This is a genomic window from Nocardia sp. NPDC059177 (assembly GCF_042755165.1).
Classification (GTDB): Bacteria; Actinomycetota; Actinomycetes; order Mycobacteriales; family Mycobacteriaceae; genus Nocardia.
In genome coordinates this window covers 98598-118331 of sequence record NZ_JBHZBX010000020.1, presented here as the reverse complement: position 1 = coordinate 118331, position 19734 = coordinate 98598, and the positions used below count along the sequence as shown (strand labels likewise).

The following is a 19734-nucleotide window of genomic DNA, read 5'->3' as shown; positions in this document are numbered from 1 at the left end:
AGGTGTGTCGACCGAGCTGATCGGACGCGAAGCCGAACTGGCCGATCTGCTGGGCCGGCTCGACGATGCGGTGCACGGGGCGCCGCAACTGGTGATCTGTTCGGGGGAGGCGGGGGTCGGCAAGACGCGCCTGGCCGCCGAGCTGGCCGGTCGCGCCCGCCGGCACGGCGTGCGCACCCTGTGGGCGCGGGCCCTCGAACTGCCCGACACCCCACCGTTCTGGTTGTGGCGCCAGGTGCTCGGCACCGCGACTCCGGCGCCCGGCGCCGACCGGGTCGCCCTGTTCGACGGTTTCGCGGCCGGTCTCGACGGCGCCGCCGACGGTGTGCTGCTGGTCATCGACGATATCCACTGGGCCGACGGCCCCTCGCTGCAGGCACTGCTGTACGTGGTCAGGGCGCTGCGCGAGCGCCGGATCATGGTCTGCGCGACCGAATGCGCGGGGGCGGCCGGTGCGGGCTGGACCTCGATCAAGCCGGAGCTGGTTCGCGAACCGATCGCCCGGTCACTGACCCTGCGCGGACTGTCCCCCGCGGACTCCGCCCGCTGCCTGCGCCGGGAGGCCGGTCGCGCCCTGCCCGACGACCTCGCCGGAGACGCCTTCGACATGACCGCGGGAAACCCCTTCTACCTGCGCGAACTCGGCCGTTCGCTGCGCGGCTCCACCGACGACGCCCTGCGCCTGCCGACCAGCCTGCGCGAAGTGGTGCGGGCCAGGATGGCGCCGCGCTCACCGCGTGCCAGGGAGCTGCTGCGCGCCGCCTCGATCCTGGGCGAACGGTTCGCCCTCGCCGTGGCGGCCCGGCTGGTCGACCGCCCGGCCACCGACTGCCTCGCCGCGGCCGACGAGGCGATCGAGGCCGGCCTGCTGGCCACCGACGAGGAACCCGGCACCGTGCGGTTCGCGCACGCCCTGGTCCGCGCCACCCTGCTCGACGGACTCTCCCTGCGGCAGCGGGTGGTGCTGCACGAACGCGCCGCCGTGGCCATCGAGGAGCTGTATCCCGATGCGGTCGAGGAGAATTCGGCCGCCCTGGCCTGGCACTGGGCCAATGCGGCGGTGGCGGGTTCACACGAGCCCGCGGTCGGCTGGGCGCGCCGCGCGGCGGAGGTGGCCGCGCGGGAACTGGCCTTCGAGGAAGCCGTCCGCCTCTACGGCCTCGCGCTCGCCCACGCGGCCGCACTGCGCCCGGGCGAGCGGGGCGCGTTACTGCTGCGGCGAGCGGCGGCCGCGGCCCGCGCGGGCGACCGGATGACCGCCGCCGCCGACTGCCTGGCGGCCCAGGCCGTCGCCCGCCGATCCGGCGACCCGGTCCTGCTGGCCGAGGCGGCGCTGGTCCTCGAACCGATCGGGGACCGGAGCTGGGACCGCGATATCGCCGACGCCTGCGCCGAGGCGCTGGCCGCCGCCACGCTGCCCGCTTCGCTGCGGGCCCGCCTGCTCGCCCGCGCCACCGAGACCGCCAGCTATCTGGGCGCGCTCGACGGCATCGACGAATCCAGCAGGGCCGCACTGGCTTCGGCCGAACACAGCGCGGACCCCGATGTGCTCGCCGCCGCCCTGCGAGCCCGTCAGCTGGCGTGCGGCGGGCCCGACCACCACGCCGAACATCGGGAACTGGCCGATCGGATGATCGCCACCGGCGCCCTCGCGCGTGATCCGTCCGTGGAGCTGTGGGGACACCTGTGGCGCATCGACGCGCTGTGGGAGCGCGGCGAGCTGAGTGCGATCACCGGCGAACTGCCCAGCCTGCGCTGGTGTGCCGAGCGCACCGGCGGACCGCTGGCGCGCTGGCACCTGCTGATCGCCGAATCCGCCCTGGCCCAGGCCCGCGCCGAGTTCGACGACGCGCTCGAGCTGGCCGCGCAGGCACACACCCTGGCCACCGCGCTCGGTCATCCGTCCGGCGCGGCCACCTATCGGGCGACGCTGGCGATCGTCGGCCACCACCGCGGCCCACTCCCACAGACCCTGACCCTGCCGCAGGGCGCTGCCCGCGGCGAGGTGCCCAATCAGCTGTTCGCCGCGCTGGGCATCGCCTTCCCGATGGTCGACAGCGGACTGCTCGGCGCGGCCGAACCGCTCTACCGCGGCCTCGGCAGTCCACGGACCTGGCTGATCCCGCCGCCCTACCTGCTCGACGTGCTCGCCGTCGGCGGCGCGGTGGCCGCCGCCCTCGGCATCGACGACGACGTCGGCTACTTCCGCGACCGCCTCGCCGCCTACCGCGACGGGCACGTCGTCGGCGGTGGCGGCAACGCCCAATACCTCGGTCCGGTCGCTCTGTGGCTGGGGAAATTCGCGGTCGCACTGGGTGATCCGGACACCGCGTGCCGTGAGCTGCGGGCCGCCGCGCGGACCGCCCGCACGATCGGCGCACCGGGCTGGGCCGTGGAAGCCGATTGCGTGCTGGCCGAACAGCTCTCGGCCCGCGGTGTCAGAGCCGAGGCCGTCGCCATCGCGAAAGCCGCGCTGCCCGTGGCCGTCTCGGCCGGGATGACACCCTGGGTGGACCGGCTCCAGGTCCAGGCCGCGCACGAGATCGGCTGCGCCGCACTGACTCCCCGCGAACGGCAGGTGGCCGGACTGGTCGCGCGCGGGCTCACCAATCACGAGATCGCCGCCACCCTGGTGCTTTCCGACCGCACCGCGCAGAACCACGTCCAGCACATCCTCACCAAGCTGGGCTTCGCCACCCGCAGCCAGATCGCGGCCTGGGTGAGCAGCGGCCGGCTCGCTCAGTAACCCCGGCGCGGGTCGACCGGCGCGAGCAGCGCCTCACCCGCGACGAACCGGGCCACGTTCGCGCCGACATGATCGGCGAACGCGGCCAGCCGCAGCTGCGGCGGATTGGAATCGTGCGGGGTGATGATCGCGTTCGGCAGCGTCCACAGCCGGTGCCCGTCGGGCAGCGGCTCCGGATCGGTGACATCGAGTCCCGCGCCGCCGATCACCCCGCGCGCGAGCGCGTCGACCAGCGCGGTGGTGTCGATCAGGCTGCCGCGCGCCACATTGATCACCCACGACGCCGGCTTCAGGCGGGCCAGCTCGTCGGCGCCGAGCAGATGCCGGGTCTGCGCGGTCGCCGGCGCGGCGACCACCACGTGATCGGTGTGCGACCACACCCGGCTCAGCTGATCGGCGGGCACCGTCTCCACGTCGCCGGGAATGCCTGGCCCGGTCACCGGCCTGCCCGACCGGTTCACCGCGATCACGTGCGCGCCCAGCGGTACCAGCATCGGGATCAGCGCGCGCCCGATCCCGCCCGCGCCCACGATCGTCACCGTCTTGCCGCGCAGTGAGCCGACATGCGGGAAGAACTCGCGTTGCTGCCAGGAGGTCGCCCGCAGATGCTCGGGCAGATACCGCACGCCGGCCAGCAGCAGCATCAGCGCGTGCTCGGCGACGCTGTGTGCGAACGCGCCCGCCGCTGAGGTGAACTCCACGCCCGGATGGGCCTCGAACACGCCCGCGGCGAAATAGTCCTCGATCCCCGCCGCGGGCAGCTGCACCCAGCGCACCGAGGCGGGCAGTGTCGCGGGGAACCCGGCCGGGGTGCCGATCCAGATCAGCCCGTCGGCCGCCGCCAGCGGGCCGATCTGCGCGCCCGCGCCGAGCACGGCCTTCTCCAGCAGCCGCGACGACGGCTGATCCGGTCCGATCGCGATCGTGGTCGCGGATTCCTGCACAGAGACCTCCTGAGGTCATCGGCTGACCGGGTGCGCGCGCGGCGGCTCCGGGGTGGAAGCTCGATTCTTCCTCCTCGCGCACCGCCGCGCAGCGCCCGGCCGTCGCTCACGATTCGTCGAGGTCGACCGGTTCGCCGACGCCGTGCCGGTCGGCCAGCTCGAGCAGGGGCGCGATGTCGAAGACTGCGTCGTCCATGCCTGCCTGCAGGTCACCGAGTTCGGCATAGCGGGCGGGCACGGTGGTGAGGGTGAAGTCGCGGGGACGGATGTCGTCGATCTCGCTCCAGCGCACCGGCGTCGACACCGTCGCGGCCGGTACGCCACGCACCGAATAGGCCGCGGCGATGGTGTGATCGCGCGCGTTCTGGTTGTAGTCGACGAACAGCTGCGCGGGATCGCGGTCCTTGCGCCACCACTCGGTGGTCACGTCCTGCGGTGCGCGCCGCCGCACCTCGTCGGCGAAGGCGAGTGCGGCCCGGCGCACCTGCCCGAACCCGAACTCCGGCGCGATCCGCACATACACGTGCAGGCCCGAGCCACCGGAGGTCTTCGGCCAGCCGGCCGCGCCGAGCTCGTCGAGCACCTCGTGCACGACGTGCGCCACCCGTTGCACCCGCGACCACGGGCACTCCGGCATCGGATCGAGGTCGATGCGCCACTCGTCGGGCGATTCGGTGTCGGTGGCGCGGGAGTTCCAGGGATGGAATTCGACGGTGGACATCTGCACTGCCCAGATCACGTCGGCCAGCTCGCGCACGCACAGTTCGTCGGCGTGCCTGCCGTAGCGCGGGAAGTGCACCCGCACCGTCGGGAGCCAGTCCGGGGCGCCGGCGGGGACCCGTTTCTGGTGCACCTTGCCGCCGGGCAGTCCCTTCGGGAACCGGTGCAGCATGCACGGGCGGTCGCGCAGCGCGTTGACGATCCCGTCGCCCACGCTCAGGTAATACCGCACCAGGTCGAGTTTGGTGGCGCCGAGCTCGGGAAAATACACCCGGTCGGGATTGCTGACCCGCACCGTGTGCTCACCCACCGGCAATTCGACCGCAGGCGCCGCAGACTTGGCCACACCGGCAACGATAGCCCGCGGGCGGCGCGAACAGGCCCGTCCGGGGCGTGTCCCGGACGGGGCCGTGTCCTGCTCGCTACAGCTCGTAAACGCCGAAAGCCCGGTTCTGGATGCACATCGGCATCACGTGGACCTGGTCGGTCCACTCGAATTTGGCCGCCGCCTCGACGGTTTCGCGTTCGGCCATGCACACGGTGTCGGTGCCCGGCATGGTCAGCGGGTTCAGCACGGCCAGCGGAATGCCGGCGTGGATGTTGCTGTAGAGGCCGCCGCTGAAGCACAGCGGCGTGATCGCGATGCCGCGGTGCGCGCTCTCCCGATCGGCCGCGGCCTGGGCGCCGGGGACACCCGCGCAGTCGAGGGGGTTCTCGTTCGTCGCCTGGGCGGGCGCGACCAACAGAGTGAATCCGGCCGCACAGCCCGCGGCGACGGCCATCAGGTTTCGAGCGAATGTGGTCCTGGTCATAGCCGCATTGAAGCACTGGTGACCGGTGTCATACCTAATCGGCGGCGGCGTGTCGAGTGGGGAGTCAGCGGGCGCGGGCCTCCAGCACACAGTCCGGTGCGGCCGTGGGCACCGTGCGGGTGAGGGTGAAACCGGCGCGGGCCAGCAGGTCGCGGAACTGGGATTCGGTGCGTTCGTGCCCGCCTTCGGTGTTCACCAGCATCTCCAGATCGATGAATTTGCCCGGGTGCGGCCGCCGGTGTTCGGGCAGCACCAGCTCGATCACCAGCAGCGTCGCCGACCGGTTCATCGCGAGCCGCACGGCGCGCAGGATCTGCTCGGCCCGATCGTCGGACCAGTCGTGCACGACGTGTTTGAGCAGGTAGGCATCGCCGCCCGGCGGCACCTGCTCGAAGAACGACCCGCCCTCGACCTCGCACCGTTGGGCGAGACCCTGCGCGGCGAGGTCGGCGGTCAGATCGTCGACCACGGTCGGCAGGTCGAAGAGGATGCCACGGGCCGCCGGATACCGGTGCAGGATCTCGGTGAGCAGACTGCCCTGCCCGCCACCGACATCGACCAGGGTGCCGAACCGGCTGAAATCGTAGGCGGCGAGCAGCGGATCGGTCGACATTGTGCTGATGCTGGTCATCGCCCGGTCGAACAGGTCCCCGACCTCGCGGTTGGTGGCCGCGTACTCGAAGAAGCTCGCCCCGTCCACGGCCGGGCCGACGGCTTCGCCGGTGCGTACCGCGTCGCTGAGATGGCTCCAATGGTTGCGATGGAACGGCGAACCGAAGAACCGGGACACATCGCGCAACGTCACCTCGGCGTCGCTGCGCAGTGCCGCACCCATCCGGGTGAGCGTGTAGGAGCCGTCGCGACGCTGCGCGAAGACGTTGTAGCTCACCAGCAGACGCATCAGCCTGCACAGTCCGTCCTCGTCGACCTCGACCGCGCGCGCGAGCTGGGTCGCCGTGCGCGGGCCCGCGGCGAGCTCGTCGGCGATCCCGAGCTCGGCGGCGGTACTGATGGCCTGGGACAGGAACCCGGCGACCTGCAGTTCCAGCAGGGCGACGTGGCCGGGGACCAGCGTCCGGTACAGGTTCGCGAGCACGGCACGCACGCGGTCGATGCCACGGATGATCGGTAGCGGGGGAATCTTCTTCGGTGCGGTTGATGTCACGACGGCTCCGTCTTCGACCGGTTGACCTGCACGTACGGACTGAGAGTACGGGATTTCGGGTGCGCCGGGTGCCCACATGGCGCACGCGGGGCGATCCGGGTCAGGTCGGGGTGGCCAGCGCGAACGGCAGCACCGCGTCGGCACCACTCGTGCGCAGGGCGTGCGCGGCCACCGTCATCGTCCAGCCGGTGTCGGTCAGGGTATCGACGAGCAGGATCGGGCCCTCGACACCGGACAGGTCGGGGACCTCCCACGAATCGAACAGCCCGGCCACCCGGTGCGCCGAGTTCGCCGCCGACACCGGCGGGCGATCGGGCCGGGCGTGCAGCAGGCCCAGGTTGTCGAGCCGCCCGACCTGGGCGAGCCGGCCCGCCAGACTCGCGGTGAGCTGGGGGTGACGCGGCGATTCCAGGGCGAGGACCGAGGTCGGCCGGGTACTCCAGGTCCAGTCGCGCAGCACGGCGACGCAGGCCTCGAACACCGCGTCGGGCACCGGTGCGTCCGGCCCGTCGAGCAGCGCGCGCAGCCGCTGGCCCCAGCCGAGATCGGTGAGCCTGCCGAGCACGCGCCCGGTCTCGGCGCCGCCGGTGATATTGCCCGACAACGGGATTCCCAGTTTCGCCATGCCGCTGGGCCACTGTTTGCGCGGGGCGAGGTCGAGGCCGGGGCGGTCGAGGCGGGCCCTGGTCGCGGCGACGGCGGCCGCGTCGACGGTGGTGTCGGCGCGGGTGCCGGTGCAGTTGTCGCAGCGTCCGCAGCCGGGGGTGGCGGCGTCGAGCGCGGCCAGGCCGGGGTCGTCGAGTTGCCTGCGCAGGAACGTCATCCGGCAGGCGGTCGTCGACTGGTAGTCGATCATCGCCTGCTGTTCGGTGTCGCGGGCGGCGGCGAGGCGTTCGTAGCGTTCGGTGTCGTAGGTCCAGTCCTGTCCGGTGGACAGCCAGCCCCCGCGCACCCGGCGGACCGCGCCGTCGACATCGAGGACCTTGAGCACCATCTCCAGGCGCGACCGGTTGAGCTCGACCAGCGGTTCCAGCGCCACCGTCGAGAGGGGCCGGTCCAGGTCGAGCGCGGCCAGCACCGCGCGCACGATGTGTTCGCGCGGGAAGGCCACCGAGGCGAAGTAGCTCCAGATCCGGGTGTCCTCCGGGCCGGGCAGCAACACCACCTCGGCCCGATCGGTGCCACGCCCGGCGCGGCCGACCTGCTGGTAGTAGGCGATCGGCGAGGACGGCGCACCCACGTGCACCACGAAGCCGAGGTCGGGCTTGTCGAAGCCCATCCCCAGCGCCGAGGTCGCGATCAGGGCTTTGACCTCGTTGTTCAGCAGTGCTGCTTCCAGCAGCTCGCGTTCGGCCGGGTCGGTCTGGCCGGTGTAGGCGGCGACGGTGTGGCCGTGTGAGTTCAGGACGTCGGCCAGGTCGTGGGCGGCGGCGACGGTGAGGCAGTAGATGATGCCCGAGCCGGGCAGCCGGTACAGCTGCTCGCTCAGCCAGGCGGTGCGCTGTACCGCGTCGTCGAAGCGCGTCACCGACAGGTGCAGGGATTCGCGGTCCAGCGTGCCGCGCAGCACGAGGGTGTCGGTGCCGATCTGCCCGGCGACGTCGGTGACCACGCGATCGTTGGCGGTGGCGGTGGTCGCCAGCACCGGCACAGCCGAGCCGAGATCGGCGATCAGGGTGCGGATGCGGCGGTAGTCGGGCCGGAAATCGTGGCCCCAGTCCGAGACACAGTGCGCCTCGTCGATCACCACGAGGCCGGCGTCGGCGGCCAGCCGTGGCAGCACCTGGTCGCGGAAGTCGGGATTGTTCAGCCGTTCCGGGCTCACCAGCAGCACGTCGACCGCGCCGTCGGCCACCCGCTGATGGATCTCGTCCCACTCGGTGACATTGCCCGAGTTGATGGTGGCCGCCACCACCCCCGCCCGTGCCGCGGCGGCCACCTGATTGCGCATGAGCGCCAGCAACGGCGACACGATCACCGTCGGCCCGCGCCCGGCGCCGCGCAGCAGTTTGGCGGCGATGAAATACACCGCCGACTTACCCCACCCGGTCCGCTGCACCACCAGCGCCCGCCGTCGCTGCACCACCAGCGCCTCGATCGCGACCCACTGATCCTCCCGCAACCGAGCCACGGGCCCAGCGAGCTCCCGCAACAACTCCTCGGCCCGTTCCCGCAGGTCAGGAGCCATCAAGTCGAGCACGTCACTGCCGGCGGCTGAGGTCATGCCACCCATACTGCCCGACCCCTCCGACACATTGATCTCAGAAGAACATGGGTGACTCACCGGGTACGGGCGAACTGGCCCAGCGACCACACCGCCGGCCGCCATGCCAGTTCACCCCGCACCCGAGTCCGGCCAGAATCCCGGAGAGGCTGGACAATCACCTAACCTTTGACGCAGAGGACCTGACGCAGCGTGGCGACGATGTCGACCAGGTCGGACTGCGCGGCGATCACCTCGTCGATGTCCTTGTACGCGGCCGGGATCTCGTCGACCACGCCCGCGTCCTTGCGCGACTCCACGCCCTCGGTCTGGGCGACCAGGTCCGCGACCGTGAACTGCTTCTTGGCCGCGGTCCGGCTCAGCCGCCGTCCCGCGCCGTGCGAGGCCGACTGGAACGAGGCCGGGTTGCCCTTACCGCGCACCACGTAGGACCGGGTACCCATCGACCCCGGGATCAGCGCCAGATCACCCGCGCCGGCGCGCACAGCGCCCTTGCGGGTCACCAGCATCGGCATCCCGTCGATGATCTCCTCGGCCACATAGTTGTGGTGGCAGCTGACCGGCTCGTCGAAGCGCACCGCCCGCTCACCGAACTCCTCCCGCACCGCCCGGCACACCAGCGACAGCATCACCGCGCGATTACGCGCCGCGTACTCCTGCGCCCAGGTGAGGTCACGCCGGTAGGCGTCCATCTCCGGGGTCCCGGCCAGGAACACCGCCAGATCGCGATCGGGCAGCGACTGATTGTGCGGCAGCGCCCGCGCCACCGCCATGTGCCGCTCGGCCAGCTCCTTACCGATATTGCGCGACCCGGAGTGCAACAGAATCCACACGGCGTCGTCCTGATCGAGGCAGACCTCGATGAAGTGATTGCCCGACCCGAGCGACCCGATCTGCTTGTGCGCCTTGGACTCCAGCGACGACACACCCGGATGCAGCTCGCGGAATCCACGCCAGAACCGATCCCAACCCTTCGTCCGCGCCGACTGCCCGTGCGAACCGGCATGCAGCGCACCGACGTTCACCGCCTCCTTGTGCGCGTTGAACCCGACCGGCACCGCCCGCTCGATCCGCGACCGCAGCGACCGCAGATCATCGGGCAGATCCGAGGCGGTGAGCCCGGTCTTCACGCTCTCCATCCCGCACCCGATATCAACACCGACCGCCGCAGGCGCGACCGCGTCCCGCATGGCGATGACCGAACCCACCGTCGCGCCTTTGCCCAGGTGCACATCGGGCATCACGCGCAGTCCATACACCCATTTCAGTTCCGCGATATTGCGGAGCTGACGCAGCGCTGACTGCTCGATCTCGTGCTCGTTGGCCCACATGAGCGTCTGCGCTCGGGTACCGCGCAGCTCGACGGGAAACATGGTCGGTCCTTTCCTGGATGTACTACCCACGGTAGGACCGCGACAGGTGCGGCGCACGTGAATTTCGCAGCCGGACCGGACGGATCAGTCCGCCGCGAGCGCGCGCTCGATCCGGGCGCGGTCGGGGATCGAGGAGCTGGCGCCGAGACGGGTGGTCGCCAGGGCACCGGCGGCATTGGCCCAGGTCACCGCGGCGTGCGGTCCGGTCGCCCAGGTAGCGACGAGAGCGCCGGTGAAGGCGTCGCCCGCGCCGGTGGTGTCAACGACACCGACCCTGCCCCCGGCGACCGTGAACTCGCTGCCGTCGCTGGACCGATACGCCGCACCGTCGCGACCGAGGGTTCGCACCACATGCCGTACCCGGTTCAGTTCGGCCGAATACCGCGCGGACTCCAGCGAATTCACGATAGCGAGGTCGATGTCGGCCCACAGAGCGTCGGACAGCGGTTGCACGGGTGAGGGATTGATCGCGACGATCGTGCCCGATGCGCGGGCGTGCCGGGTGGCCGCGGCCACCGTGTCGAGTGGAATCTCCAACTGGCACAGCAGGATGTCGGCGGCTGCGATCGCCGCGAGTTCGTCTTCGGTCAGGTCGGTCACCCGGCCGTTCGCGCCCGCGACGACGATGATGCTGTTCTCGCCGGTCCCGTCGACCACGATCGTCGCCACGCCGCTGGGGCCGTCAACCGTGCGCAGCAGGGCGGTGTCGACACCGGCCTCGGCCAGCGTGGATCGCAGCGTGGTCCCGAACGCGTCGTCACCGACGGCGCCGAGGAACCGCACCTGGGCGCCTGAGCGTGCCGCCGCGATCGCCTGGTTCGCGCCCTTGCCGCCGGGGACGGTCGCGAAACCGGACCCGAGCACGGTCTCGCCCGGTGCCGGTCGTCGCGCCGTGGTGGTGACCAGATCCATGTTGATGCTGCCGAGCACGACGACGGTGGATGCGGCGAAGTCCATGGCGGCAAATCTAGTGGCGGCGGCACGGTCGGCGGCGATTTCGAGTGGCGAGCGCGGCGTGACCTGTGGACAAGTCCCACGGCGGCGCGAAATCCTGTGGACAACTCGGTCCCGCCGCCGGTCGGAGCCGTATTCCGGGGTCCGGGTGGCGGCGAACCGGACAGCCGCACTGCGTACGCTGATACCCATGACGGTAGAAGTGACCCCCGAGCTCGACATCCGCGCAGCGGTGCACGACGCCGCCCGCAGGGCTCGCGTCGCGTCCCGTGCGCTGGCGCAGCTGACGACGGCGCAGAAGAACGACGCCCTGCAGGCGGCGGCCGACGCCCTGCTCGCCGCCACCGATCGCGTCCTCGCGGCGAATGCCACCGATATCGCGACCGCGCAGGCCGCCGGCACCGAGGAGAACCTGCTCGACCGGCTGCGGCTGACCGAGGCCCGCGTCGACGGCATCGCCTCGGGCCTGCGCCAGGTCGCCGGGCTGCCCGATCCGGTCGGCGGCGTCATCCGCGGTTCCACGCTGCCCAACGGGCTCGAGATCCGCCAGACCCGCGTGCCGCTCGGCGTCGTCGGCATGGTCTACGAGGCCAGGCCCAATGTCACCGTCGACGCGTTCGGCCTCGCCCTCAAGTCGGGCAACGCGGCACTGCTGCGCGGCTCGTCCTCGGCGGCGGAGTCCAATGCCGCCCTGGTCGAGGTGCTGCGCGAAGCGCTTGCCGCCCAGGGCATCCCGGCCGATGCCGTCCAGCTGCTGCCCAGCCACGACCGCGCCAGCGTCACCCATCTGATCCAGGCCCGCGGCCTGGTCGACGTGGTGATCCCGCGTGGTGGCGCCGGCCTGATCAATGCGGTCGTGCGCGACGCGCAGGTGCCGACCATCGAGACCGGCACCGGCAACTGCCACGTCTACGTGCACGCCGCCGCCGACCTGGACATGGCCGAGGCCATCCTGCTCAATGCCAAGACCCGTCGCCCGAGTGTCTGCAACGCCGCCGAGACGGTGCTGATCGACGCCGCCGTCGCCGAGACGGCCGTGCCGCGGCTGAGCGAAGCGCTCGCGGCCGCCGGTGTCACCATCCACGGCGATCTGCCCGGCCAGGTGCCCGCCACCGACGCCGACTGGGGCGAGGAGTACCTCACTCTCGACATCGCCCTCAAAGTCGTCGATTCGCTCGACGCCGCGGTGGAGCACATCAACACCTGGGGCACCGGCCACACCGAGGCCATCGTCACCGCCGATCTGGCCGCCGCGCGCGAGTTCACCACCCGGGTCGACGCCGCCGCGGTGATGGTGAACGCGTCCACCGCGTTCACCGATGGCGAGCAGTTCGGTTTCGGCGCCGAGATCGGCATCTCCACCCAGAAGCTGCACGCCCGCGGCCCGATGGCACTGCCCGAACTCACCTCCACCAAGTGGATCGTGTGGGGCGACGGCCAGACTCGGCCGGTGTGATCGTGACGCTGGTAGAAGAACCGATCTTCACATCGGTCGACGAGGTCGTGGCGCGGCTCGCCGAGACCGGCTATCTGGCCGACAAGGCCACGGCCACCTCGGTCTTCCTGGCCGACCGGCTGGGTAAGCCACTGCTCATCGAAGGACCGGCCGGTGTCGGCAAGACCGAGCTGTCCCGGGCGGTCGCCCAGGTCGCCGGGGCCGAACTGGTCCGGTTGCAGTGCTACGAGGGCGTCGACGAGGCGCGCGCGCTCTACGAGTGGAACCACGCCAAGCAGATCCTGCGGATCCAGGCGTCGAGCGAGAACGACTGGGCCGAGACCAAGGCTGATGTCTTCACCGAGGAGTTCCTGCTCTCGCGGCCGCTGCTCACCGCCATCCGCCGGGCCGACCCGACGGTGTTGCTGATCGACGAGACCGACAAGGCCGATGTCGAGATCGAGGGCCTGCTGCTGGAGGTGCTCAGCGATTTCGCGGTGACGGTTCCGGAGCTGGGCACCATCACCGCGACCAGGAAGCCGTTCGTGGTGCTCACCTCGAACGCCACCCGGGAGCTGTCGGAGGCGCTCAAGCGCCGCTGCCTGTACCTGCACCTGGACTTCCCCGACGAGGAGCTCGAGCGCCGCATCCTGGCCAGCCGGGTGCCGCAGCTGTCGAGCGCGGTCGCCGAGCAGCTGGTGCGGATCGTGCACGTGCTGCGCGGCATGCAGCTCAAGAAGCTGCCCTCGGTCGCCGAATCCATCGACTGGGGCAACACCCTGCTCGCGCTGGGCGCGGAGGATCTCGACGACGCGACCGTGCGCGCCACCCTCGGTGTCGTGCTCAAGCACCGCAGCGATCACCAGCGCGCGCTGGCCGAGCTGAAGCTGGCCTGAGCATGACCGCGCCCGCACCGCACGGACTCGGTGGGCACGTCGCCGGTTTCGTCGCGGCGCTGCGGGCCCGCGGAATCCCGGTCGGCCCGTCGGAAACCATCGACGCGGGCCGGGTGCTGACGGTGCTCGACCTGCTCGACCGCGAGGCCGTCCGCGAGGGTCTGGCCTGCGCGGTGCTGCGCAAGCCCACCCACCGCGCCACCTTCGACGGCCTGTTCGACCTGTGGTTCCCGGTCGCGGTCGGTGATCGCGGCGCCGACAGCCCCGACCTGCCCCGCACCCCCGACGGGCAGATCGATGTGCCCGCGTTGCGTGAGCTGCTCGCCGAGCTGCTGGCCGACGAGAACGCCGGTGCCCAGCTGGAGGCGCTGGCCGGGCAGGTGGTCGAGCAACTCGGTCAGTACCAGTCCGCGCGCGGCCCGTCCTTCTCGGCGTACCAGGCGATGAAAGACCTCGCGCCACAGACGCTGCTGTCGCGGGTGCTCGCGGGCCTGGCCCTGCCACCGGACGCGAGCGCCCGCGACACCGAGGTCGCCCAGCGGATCGCCAGGGAACGCATCGCCGGGTTCCGGGCCAGCGTGCAGGCCGAGACCAACCGCCGCGTGGCCGAACAGATCGGCCGCGACCGGGTCGCCACCTACGGGGTGGCGCGGCAGGCCGAGGACACCGATTTCCTGCGCGCCTCCGAACGCGAACTCGCCGAACTCAAACGCAGTACCCAGCGCCTGGCCCGGATTCTGGCCTCCCGGTTGGCGGTGCGGCGCAAGCGTTCCCGGCGCGGCGAGATCGACCTGCGCAAAACCCTGCGCGCATCGATGTCGACCGGCGGCGTCCCGATCGATCTGGTCAACCGCAAGCCGCGCCCCGGCCGCCCGGAACTGGTGCTGCTGTGTGACATCTCCGGGTCGGTGGCCGGTTTCAGCAACTTCACCCTGCTGCTGGTCAGCGCGCTGCGCGAGCAGTTCTCCCGGGTCCGGATCTTCGCCTTCGTCGACCGCACCGACGAGGTCACCAGCTACTTCGACCCACACGCCGGCCTCGACGACGTGCTGACCAGGATCTTCACCCAGTCGCACATCATCGACGCCGACGGGCACTCCGACTACGGGCAGGCCCTGAGCAGCTTCGCCGACCATTTCGCCGACGCTGTCACCAGCCGCAGTTCGCTGTTGATCCTCGGCGACGGCCGCACCAACTACCGCAACCCGCGCCTGGACACCCTGCGCGACCTGGCCGGTGCCGCCCGGCACGCGCACTGGCTGAACCCGGAGCCGAAAAACCTGTGGGGCACCGGTGATTCGGCCGCGCGGGAGTACAGCGCGGTGATCGAGATGCACGAATGCCGATCCGCCCGGCAGCTGACCGACGTGGTCTCCCGACTGTTGCCCGTATAAAGGAGCTGGTGGTGGATCCGCTGACCTACTGTTTGACCAAACCCGGTGCCTGGGAAGACGAACCGTGGGAAGGCGATGTGGTGGCCAAGGTCGGCGACAAGATCTTCGCCTTCCTCGGCGCGGGGACCTCGATCGGTCTCAAATGTGGGCGCGACCGCGCCGAGGCCGACGAACTGGTGCACGTCTATCCCGGCGATGTCAGTGCGTCGGCCTATATCGGCCGCTACGGCTGGAACAGCATTCGCGTGGACGGCGCGGTGCCCGAGGACGAATTGCGTGAGCTGATCGACGCCTCCTACGACGCGATCGTCGCCAAGCTCCCGAAGTCCAAGCGGCCGAAGGCCTGAGGCGTTTCAGCGGACGTTAAGAACGTCATAGGGGGATACCACCATGATGCCCCCATGCTGGTAGGGGCGTCGCGCGGCGACGAGCGGTCCGATCGACGGGTATCGGACACCGAGGTGACGCCGTCGACGTCGTGGTGGGCGCGGACCACCCGGTGACCGATCCGCACGCCAACGTCGCCGGCGAACCCGGCGAGACCGTCGACCCCGCCCGGACGACAGCGCCCGAACACCCGCTCGCCCCCGGTCTCGCCGTCGCCGAACAACCTCCGGCACCGCGCCCGCCGCGCGCGGGTTCGGGAGCGCGGGCCGCGCGCAGGCTGGCCGCGCTGGCGGCGGTGCGCCTGCTCGACGCCCCCGCGGCGGCCGAGGAGCAGTTACGGCGCGCCCTGGTGGTCGGCGCGGGGGAGCTGGCCGGCCGGGAACTGGCCGAGCTGCGCACCCAGCTGGTCACCGCGGTCGCCGCCCAGCCCGGCCGCGATCGCGACACCGCCCGCGCGGCGGCCGCGGCCGCGGCCTGCTGGCAGCCGATCTCCCCGGCCGACTCGGCCCATCTGTGGCTGGTCGCCGGCCGGGCCTGGCATCGCGCCGGCAGGCACGCCGAGGCGGTCACCGCGTTCGACCGCCCCCTACTGACCGGGCCGCTGCGCTACCCGCCCGGCGAGCTCGCCCAGGTCCGCGCCGAGTTCGCCGAATCGCTGAACCGGCTCGGCCGCTACCGGCAGGCCGCCTGGCAGTTCGCCGAGGCGGCCCGGCTGCTCGCCACCATCCCCGCCGAGCGGCACCGGCACGCCGATCTGGTGTGGTCCTCGGCCGTCGCCCGCGAATGCTGCGGGCAGGAATCGGCGGCGCTGGGCCTGTATCTGCGGGCCGCGGGGCTCTGGGGTGAGCAGGACCGGATCGTGCCGCGGGCCCGGTGCCTGCGCGCGGCCGCCTGGTTACAGCTGCGTGGGCCGCAGGGCCGGGTCCGCGGGCCGTGGTGGATCACCGTCGACGTCCTGATGCGCGAGCTCAACCGGCTCGTCGCCGAGAACCCGGCAGCACACGTCGTCGACGAGCTGGCGCGCACTCGCGCGCAGTTCGCCCAGATGTGCGCGCAGGCCTCCCGCCCCGGTGATCAGCAACCCCGTTAAGCTCGGACCTCATGCACGAAACAGCTCGGCCGCGCCGCAAGCTCGGCGTCATGGGCGGCACCTTCGACCCGATCCACCACGGCCACCTGGTCGCGGCGAGCGAGGTCGCGAACCGGTTCGAGCTCGACGAAGTGATCTTCGTGCCGACCGGGCAGCCGTGGCAGAAGGCGAACAAGCAGGTCAGCCCCGCCGAGGACCGCTATCTGATGACCGTCATCGCCACCGCGTCCAATCCGCGGTTCTCGGTCAGCCGGGCCGATATCGAACGCAACAAGGTCACCTACACGGTGGACACCCTGCGGGAGATGCAGAGCGCCCATCCCGACGACGAGCTGTACTTCATCACCGGTGCGGACGCGCTGGCCAACATCCTGACATGGCAGGATTGGACCGAACTGTTCGAACTGGCGAAGTTCGTCGGGGTGAGCCGTCCGGGGTACGAGCTGAACACCGACCATCTCGAGGAGCATCTGCGGGACCTGCCCGCCGACGCCGTCACGATGATCGAGATCCCCGCGCTGGCCATCTCGTCGAGCGAATGCCGTCGCCGCGCCGCGGAGGGTCGGCCGGTCTGGTACCTCGTCCCCGACGGCGTGGTGCAGTACATATCGAAGCGGCACCTGTATGTGCCCGCAGGAACGGAAGGTAGCTGACGTTGAGCGAGACGAGCGTGGTTCTGGTCTGTCAGGGGGAGCCCGCATGAGCGCCTCCGCCGAATCGATCGAAATGGCCAAGGTCGCCGCGCTGGCGGCCGACGCCAAGCTCGCCACCGATGTGGTCGTCCTCGACGTCTCCGAGCAGCTGGTGATCACCGACTGCTTCGTGATCGCCTCGGCGCCCAACGAGCGCCAGGTCAACGCGATCGTCGACAGCGTCGAGGAGAAGCTGCGCCAGGCCGGGCACAAGCCGGTCCGCCGCGAGGGCACCCGCGAGGGCCGCTGGGCGCTGCTGGACTATGTCGACATCGTCGTGCACATCCAGCACAACGACGAGCGCAACTTCTACGCGCTCGAGCGGCTCTGGCGTGACTGCCCCGCGGTGCCGGTCGACGGCATCGAAACACCCGCCACCCCGGCGGCCGACGACGACGCGCAGGTAGAGGGAATCACCGAGTGAGCAAGTACGCCCATGTGCGCACGCTGATCCTGCTGCGGCACGGGCAGACCGAATGGAACGCCGCGGACAGGATGCAGGGCCAGATCGACACCGATCTCACCGAGCTCGGCAGGCAGCAGGCCAAAGAGGCCGCCCGCGAACTGGTTTCCCGCAACGCCATCGCGATCCACGCCTCCGATCTGCGGCGTGCCAAGGACACCGCGCAGGCGCTCGGCGACATCAGCGGCCTGCCGGTGATCACCGATCCGCGGTTGCGGGAGACCAACCTGGGCGACTGGGAGGGGCTCACCCATCTCGAGGTCGACGCCGACTACCCCGGTGCGCGCGTGCAGTGGCGGCTGGACGCCACCTACACACCGCCCGGTGGCGAGAGCAAACTCGAGGTCGGTGCGCGGGCGCTGCCGCTGGTGCGCGAACTGTACAACGAGCGACAGGATTGGCCCGGTCGGACTATCATCCTGGTTGCGCACGGCGGGTTGATCGCTGCCCTCACGGCCGCGCTGCTGGAACTGCCGCCACAGAGCTGGCCCGCCCTGGGCGGACTGGCGAATACGAGCTGGGTGCAGCTGTCCAGCCACGGCCCTGACATCGATCGACCCGGCTGGCGACTCGATGTTTGGAACGCAGCGGCGAAGGTAGCTCCCGATGTCCTCTGAAGAGCCCGTCCGATCGGTACCGGACGAACTGTTCCAGCAGGTGACGGCCAAGCCCGGACGGCAATTGCCGGACGCGCTGTTCGGCCCGCCACCCGCTCGCCCCACACGTCCCGAGCGTGAGGAGCCGATCCGTTCGGTACCGGACGAACTCTTCAAGCAGGTCACCGCGCGCAGTACGCGCTCGCTGCCGGATGCGCTGTTCGGCCCGCCACCCGCACCGGTCGTGGCGGAGCCCGAGCAGTCCGAGGCAGCCGGATCCGGCGCCGAGACAGGCGATGCGGCTGCGGTGGACGAGTCCGACGGCGTCGACGGATCGTCGAGCTCGGCTGCCTCGCACGATGTTTCCACGACGGTCGGCTCGTCCGCCGAAGTCGCGGTGAGCCAGGTTGCTGAGGCAGACGGCGTCGATGCCGAGGGTGCCGACGGCTCGGATTCCGTTGCCGCGCATTCGGCTACGGCGAGTGCGGCCTCGGAAGACTCCACCGGTGTCGGACAGGGCGCGGACGACGAATCCGCTATTGCGGCAGCGGCGCTCGCGCTGCCGTCCCCGGCGGCGACGATCGATACAGCGTCCACCTCCGACGCATCCGATGCTCGGGTGGCAGACGTCGAAGCGGCAAGCGTCGAAGCGGCCGTAACCACTGACTCTGCCCCAACGGACAAGAACTCTTCTGCCGGAGCGGCTCCCGCTGAAGTAGCGGCCGGCGCGGGCGTCAGCGGAGTGGGCGTTGCCGCCGAGACCACCGTCGACAAGGGAGTTGTCGATGAGGCCGGTGCTGTTGTCGGCTCCGGGGCTGTTGTCGAGGTGGCCGAGGGTGTTGCCGATGCCGGCGGAAGCGGCAGTGCCGCAGCCGATGTCGGCACGCCGCTCGGTGCAGGCGCTGCGGCCGGTGCCCTCGTCGAGGGTGGCATCGGATCCGAAGCCGTCGACGCGGTGCCAGGTTCCGCTACAGCGGACGCGAATTCCGTCGACAACCTGGTCGCCGCCCCGGTCGCCGGTGCCGAGACGGTCCCGGAACAGGTGGTCCCGCAGGCCGAATCGGTGGTCGCGACGGCTGATGGTGCGGGGCTCGTAGAGCCCGCTGCCGCCGAGCTGCCGGAAACGCAGGTGGCGCCGCGTCCGGTGCTGCTGGTGATCGCGGACTCGCTGTCCTACTACGGACCCAAGGGCGGACTGCCCGCCGACGATCCCCGGATCTGGCCGAATCTGGTTGCCGCCGAGCTGGACTGGGATGTCGAGCTGATCGCCCGGATCGGCTGGACCTGCCGGGATGCCTACTGGGCGCTGATCGGCGATCCGCGGGTGTGGGCGTCGGTGCCGCGTGCCGGCGCTGTCGTCTTCGCCGTCGGTGGTATGGACACCCTGCCCTCGCCGCTGCCGACCGCGCTGCGCGAGCTGATCCGCTACATCCGCCCGCCGCGGCTGCGTCGTGGTGTGCGGGCCACCTACAACTGGCTGCAGCCGAAGCTGTCGAAGCTCGGCCGTCCCGTCGCGTTGCCGCCGCGGGTGAGCGTGGACTACCTGGAGCAGTCGCGTGAGGCGCTCGAGCATCTGCGTCCCGAGCTGCCGGTGGTGGCGGTGCTGCCGTCGGTGCACCGGTGTGATGCCTACGGGCGGGTGCATCGGGGCAGGCCGAAGGCGGTCAAGGCGCTGCTGGCCTGGTCCTCGCGCACCAAGGTACCGCTGGTCGACCTCGGCGAAGCCGTGCGGGAGGACATCGACTCCGGGTCGGCGAACCCCGACGGCATCCACTGGGGCTGGGCGGGGCACACCGCCGTCGCGACGGCGATGACCAAGACGCTGCAGGAGGTCCGGTAGTCC

At 71.0% G+C, this 19734-nt stretch carries 17 protein-coding genes; 10 read left to right on the top strand and 7 right to left on the bottom strand.

All coding sequences use genetic code 11. The features are described from left to right. The first annotated feature begins 4 nt into the window (after window positions 1-4). The gene (locus ACFXK0_RS23315; protein WP_379412802.1) at window positions 5-2746 is read left to right on the top strand and encodes an ATP-binding protein; all 2742 of its coding nucleotides are present in this window, start codon (window positions 5-7) and stop codon (window positions 2744-2746) included. Here ACFXK0_RS23315 and ACFXK0_RS23310 read toward each other — a convergent pair. The 7 genes from ACFXK0_RS23310 to ACFXK0_RS23280 all read right to left on the bottom strand — a co-directional run bounded on the left by ACFXK0_RS23310 (window position 2740) and on the right by ACFXK0_RS23280 (window position 10941). Further along, window positions 2740-3690 carry a D-isomer specific 2-hydroxyacid dehydrogenase family protein gene (locus ACFXK0_RS23310; protein WP_379412801.1) on the bottom strand — a complete coding sequence of 317 codons (951 nt, stop codon included), beginning with the start codon at window positions 3688-3690 and terminating at the stop codon, window positions 2740-2742. The genes ACFXK0_RS23315 and ACFXK0_RS23310 overlap by 7 nt on opposite strands. Window positions 3691-3796: 106 nt before the next feature. Then, window positions 3797-4756: a non-homologous end-joining DNA ligase gene (gene ligD / locus ACFXK0_RS23305; protein WP_379412800.1), complete on the bottom strand. Its 960-nt coding sequence runs from the start codon at window positions 4754-4756 to the stop codon at window positions 3797-3799. 76 nt (window positions 4757-4832) lie between these two features. Continuing rightward, window positions 4833-5222 (bottom strand): hypothetical protein, encoded by a 390-nt coding sequence (locus tag ACFXK0_RS23300; protein WP_379412799.1) that lies wholly within the window; start codon window positions 5220-5222, stop codon window positions 4833-4835. Window positions 5223-5286: 64 nt separating this feature from the next. Beyond that, entirely contained in the window at window positions 5287-6387 is a 1101-nt protein-coding gene (locus tag ACFXK0_RS23295; protein ID WP_379412798.1) for a methyltransferase, read from the bottom strand. A gap of 100 nt (window positions 6388-6487) precedes the next feature. Next, on the bottom strand, window positions 6488-8620 hold the full coding sequence (locus ACFXK0_RS23290) for a RecQ family ATP-dependent DNA helicase (RefSeq protein ID WP_379412796.1): 2133 nt from the start codon (window positions 8618-8620) through the stop codon (window positions 6488-6490). A gap of 152 nt (window positions 8621-8772) precedes the next feature. After that, a complete protein-coding gene (locus ACFXK0_RS23285; protein WP_379412795.1) occupies window positions 8773-9984 on the bottom strand; it encodes an RtcB family protein in 1212 nt (403 codons plus the stop codon). Window positions 9985-10068: 84 nt separating this feature from the next. Continuing rightward, window positions 10069-10941 carry a ribokinase gene (locus ACFXK0_RS23280; RefSeq protein WP_379412793.1) on the bottom strand — a complete coding sequence of 291 codons (873 nt, stop codon included), beginning with the start codon at window positions 10939-10941 and terminating at the stop codon, window positions 10069-10071. A 187-nt stretch (window positions 10942-11128) separates the two neighbouring features. Between ACFXK0_RS23280 and ACFXK0_RS23275 the strand changes: the two genes are divergently transcribed. The 9 genes from ACFXK0_RS23275 to octT all read left to right on the top strand — a co-directional run bounded on the left by ACFXK0_RS23275 (window position 11129) and on the right by octT (window position 19731). Further along, a complete protein-coding gene (locus ACFXK0_RS23275) occupies window positions 11129-12394 on the top strand; it encodes a glutamate-5-semialdehyde dehydrogenase (RefSeq protein ID WP_379412792.1) in 1266 nt (421 codons plus the stop codon). Further along, on the top strand, window positions 12391-13269 hold the full coding sequence (locus tag ACFXK0_RS23270; RefSeq protein ID WP_379412791.1) for an AAA family ATPase: 879 nt from the start codon (window positions 12391-12393) through the stop codon (window positions 13267-13269). The genes ACFXK0_RS23275 and ACFXK0_RS23270 overlap by 4 nt, the downstream gene beginning before the upstream one ends. Window positions 13270-13271: 2 nt before the next feature. Further along, window positions 13272-14663 (top strand): VWA domain-containing protein, encoded by a 1392-nt coding sequence (locus tag ACFXK0_RS23265; RefSeq protein WP_379412790.1) that lies wholly within the window; start codon window positions 13272-13274, stop codon window positions 14661-14663. An 11-nt stretch (window positions 14664-14674) separates the two neighbouring features. Beyond that, window positions 14675-15010 (top strand): MmcQ/YjbR family DNA-binding protein, encoded by a 336-nt coding sequence (locus tag ACFXK0_RS23260; RefSeq protein WP_379412788.1) that lies wholly within the window; start codon window positions 14675-14677, stop codon window positions 15008-15010. Between the two features lie 152 nt (window positions 15011-15162). Then, on the top strand, window positions 15163-16140 hold the full coding sequence (locus tag ACFXK0_RS23255; protein WP_379412787.1) for a hypothetical protein: 978 nt from the start codon (window positions 15163-15165) through the stop codon (window positions 16138-16140). 11 nt (window positions 16141-16151) lie between these two features. Then, a complete protein-coding gene (nadD, locus tag ACFXK0_RS23250; protein WP_379412786.1) occupies window positions 16152-16793 on the top strand; it encodes a nicotinate-nucleotide adenylyltransferase in 642 nt (213 codons plus the stop codon). Window positions 16794-16839: 46 nt separating this feature from the next. Beyond that, the gene (gene rsfS, locus ACFXK0_RS23245; protein WP_379412785.1) at window positions 16840-17256 is read left to right on the top strand and encodes a ribosome silencing factor; all 417 of its coding nucleotides are present in this window, start codon (window positions 16840-16842) and stop codon (window positions 17254-17256) included. Then, complete coding sequence (locus tag ACFXK0_RS23240) at window positions 17253-17912, top strand: histidine phosphatase family protein (protein WP_379412784.1); 660 nt, start codon at window positions 17253-17255, stop codon at window positions 17910-17912. Before rsfS ends, ACFXK0_RS23240 begins: the two co-directional genes overlap by 4 nt. After that, entirely contained in the window at window positions 17902-19731 is a 1830-nt protein-coding gene (gene octT, locus ACFXK0_RS23235) for a diglucosylglycerate octanoyltransferase (protein ID WP_379412783.1), read from the top strand. Before ACFXK0_RS23240 ends, octT begins: the two co-directional genes overlap by 11 nt. Window positions 19732-19734 lie beyond the last annotated feature (3 nt).

Bases quoted from the DNA above. Each gene is read 5' to 3' on its own strand.
- ACFXK0_RS23265 (WP_379412790.1), top strand. From the start codon at position 13,272: ATGACCGCGCCCGCACCGCACGGACTCGGTGGGCACGTCGCCGGTTTC.
- nadD (WP_379412786.1), top strand. From the start codon at position 16,152: ATGCACGAAACAGCTCGGCCGCGCCGCAAGCTCGGCGTCATGGGCGGC.
- ACFXK0_RS23300 (WP_379412799.1), bottom strand. From the start codon at position 5,222: ATGACCAGGACCACATTCGCTCGAAACCTGATGGCCGTCGCCGCGGGC.
- ACFXK0_RS23285 (WP_379412795.1), bottom strand. From the start codon at position 9,984: ATGTTTCCCGTCGAGCTGCGCGGTACCCGAGCGCAGACGCTCATGTGG.
- ACFXK0_RS23290 (WP_379412796.1), bottom strand. From the start codon at position 8,620: ATGGGTGGCATGACCTCAGCCGCCGGCAGTGACGTGCTCGACTTGATG.
- ACFXK0_RS23280 (WP_379412793.1), bottom strand. From the start codon at position 10,941: ATGGACTTCGCCGCATCCACCGTCGTCGTGCTCGGCAGCATCAACATG.
- octT (WP_379412783.1), top strand. From the start codon at position 17,902: ATGTCCTCTGAAGAGCCCGTCCGATCGGTACCGGACGAACTGTTCCAG.
- ACFXK0_RS23275 (WP_379412792.1), top strand. From the start codon at position 11,129: ATGACGGTAGAAGTGACCCCCGAGCTCGACATCCGCGCAGCGGTGCAC.
- rsfS (WP_379412785.1), top strand. From the start codon at position 16,840: ATGAGCGCCTCCGCCGAATCGATCGAAATGGCCAAGGTCGCCGCGCTG.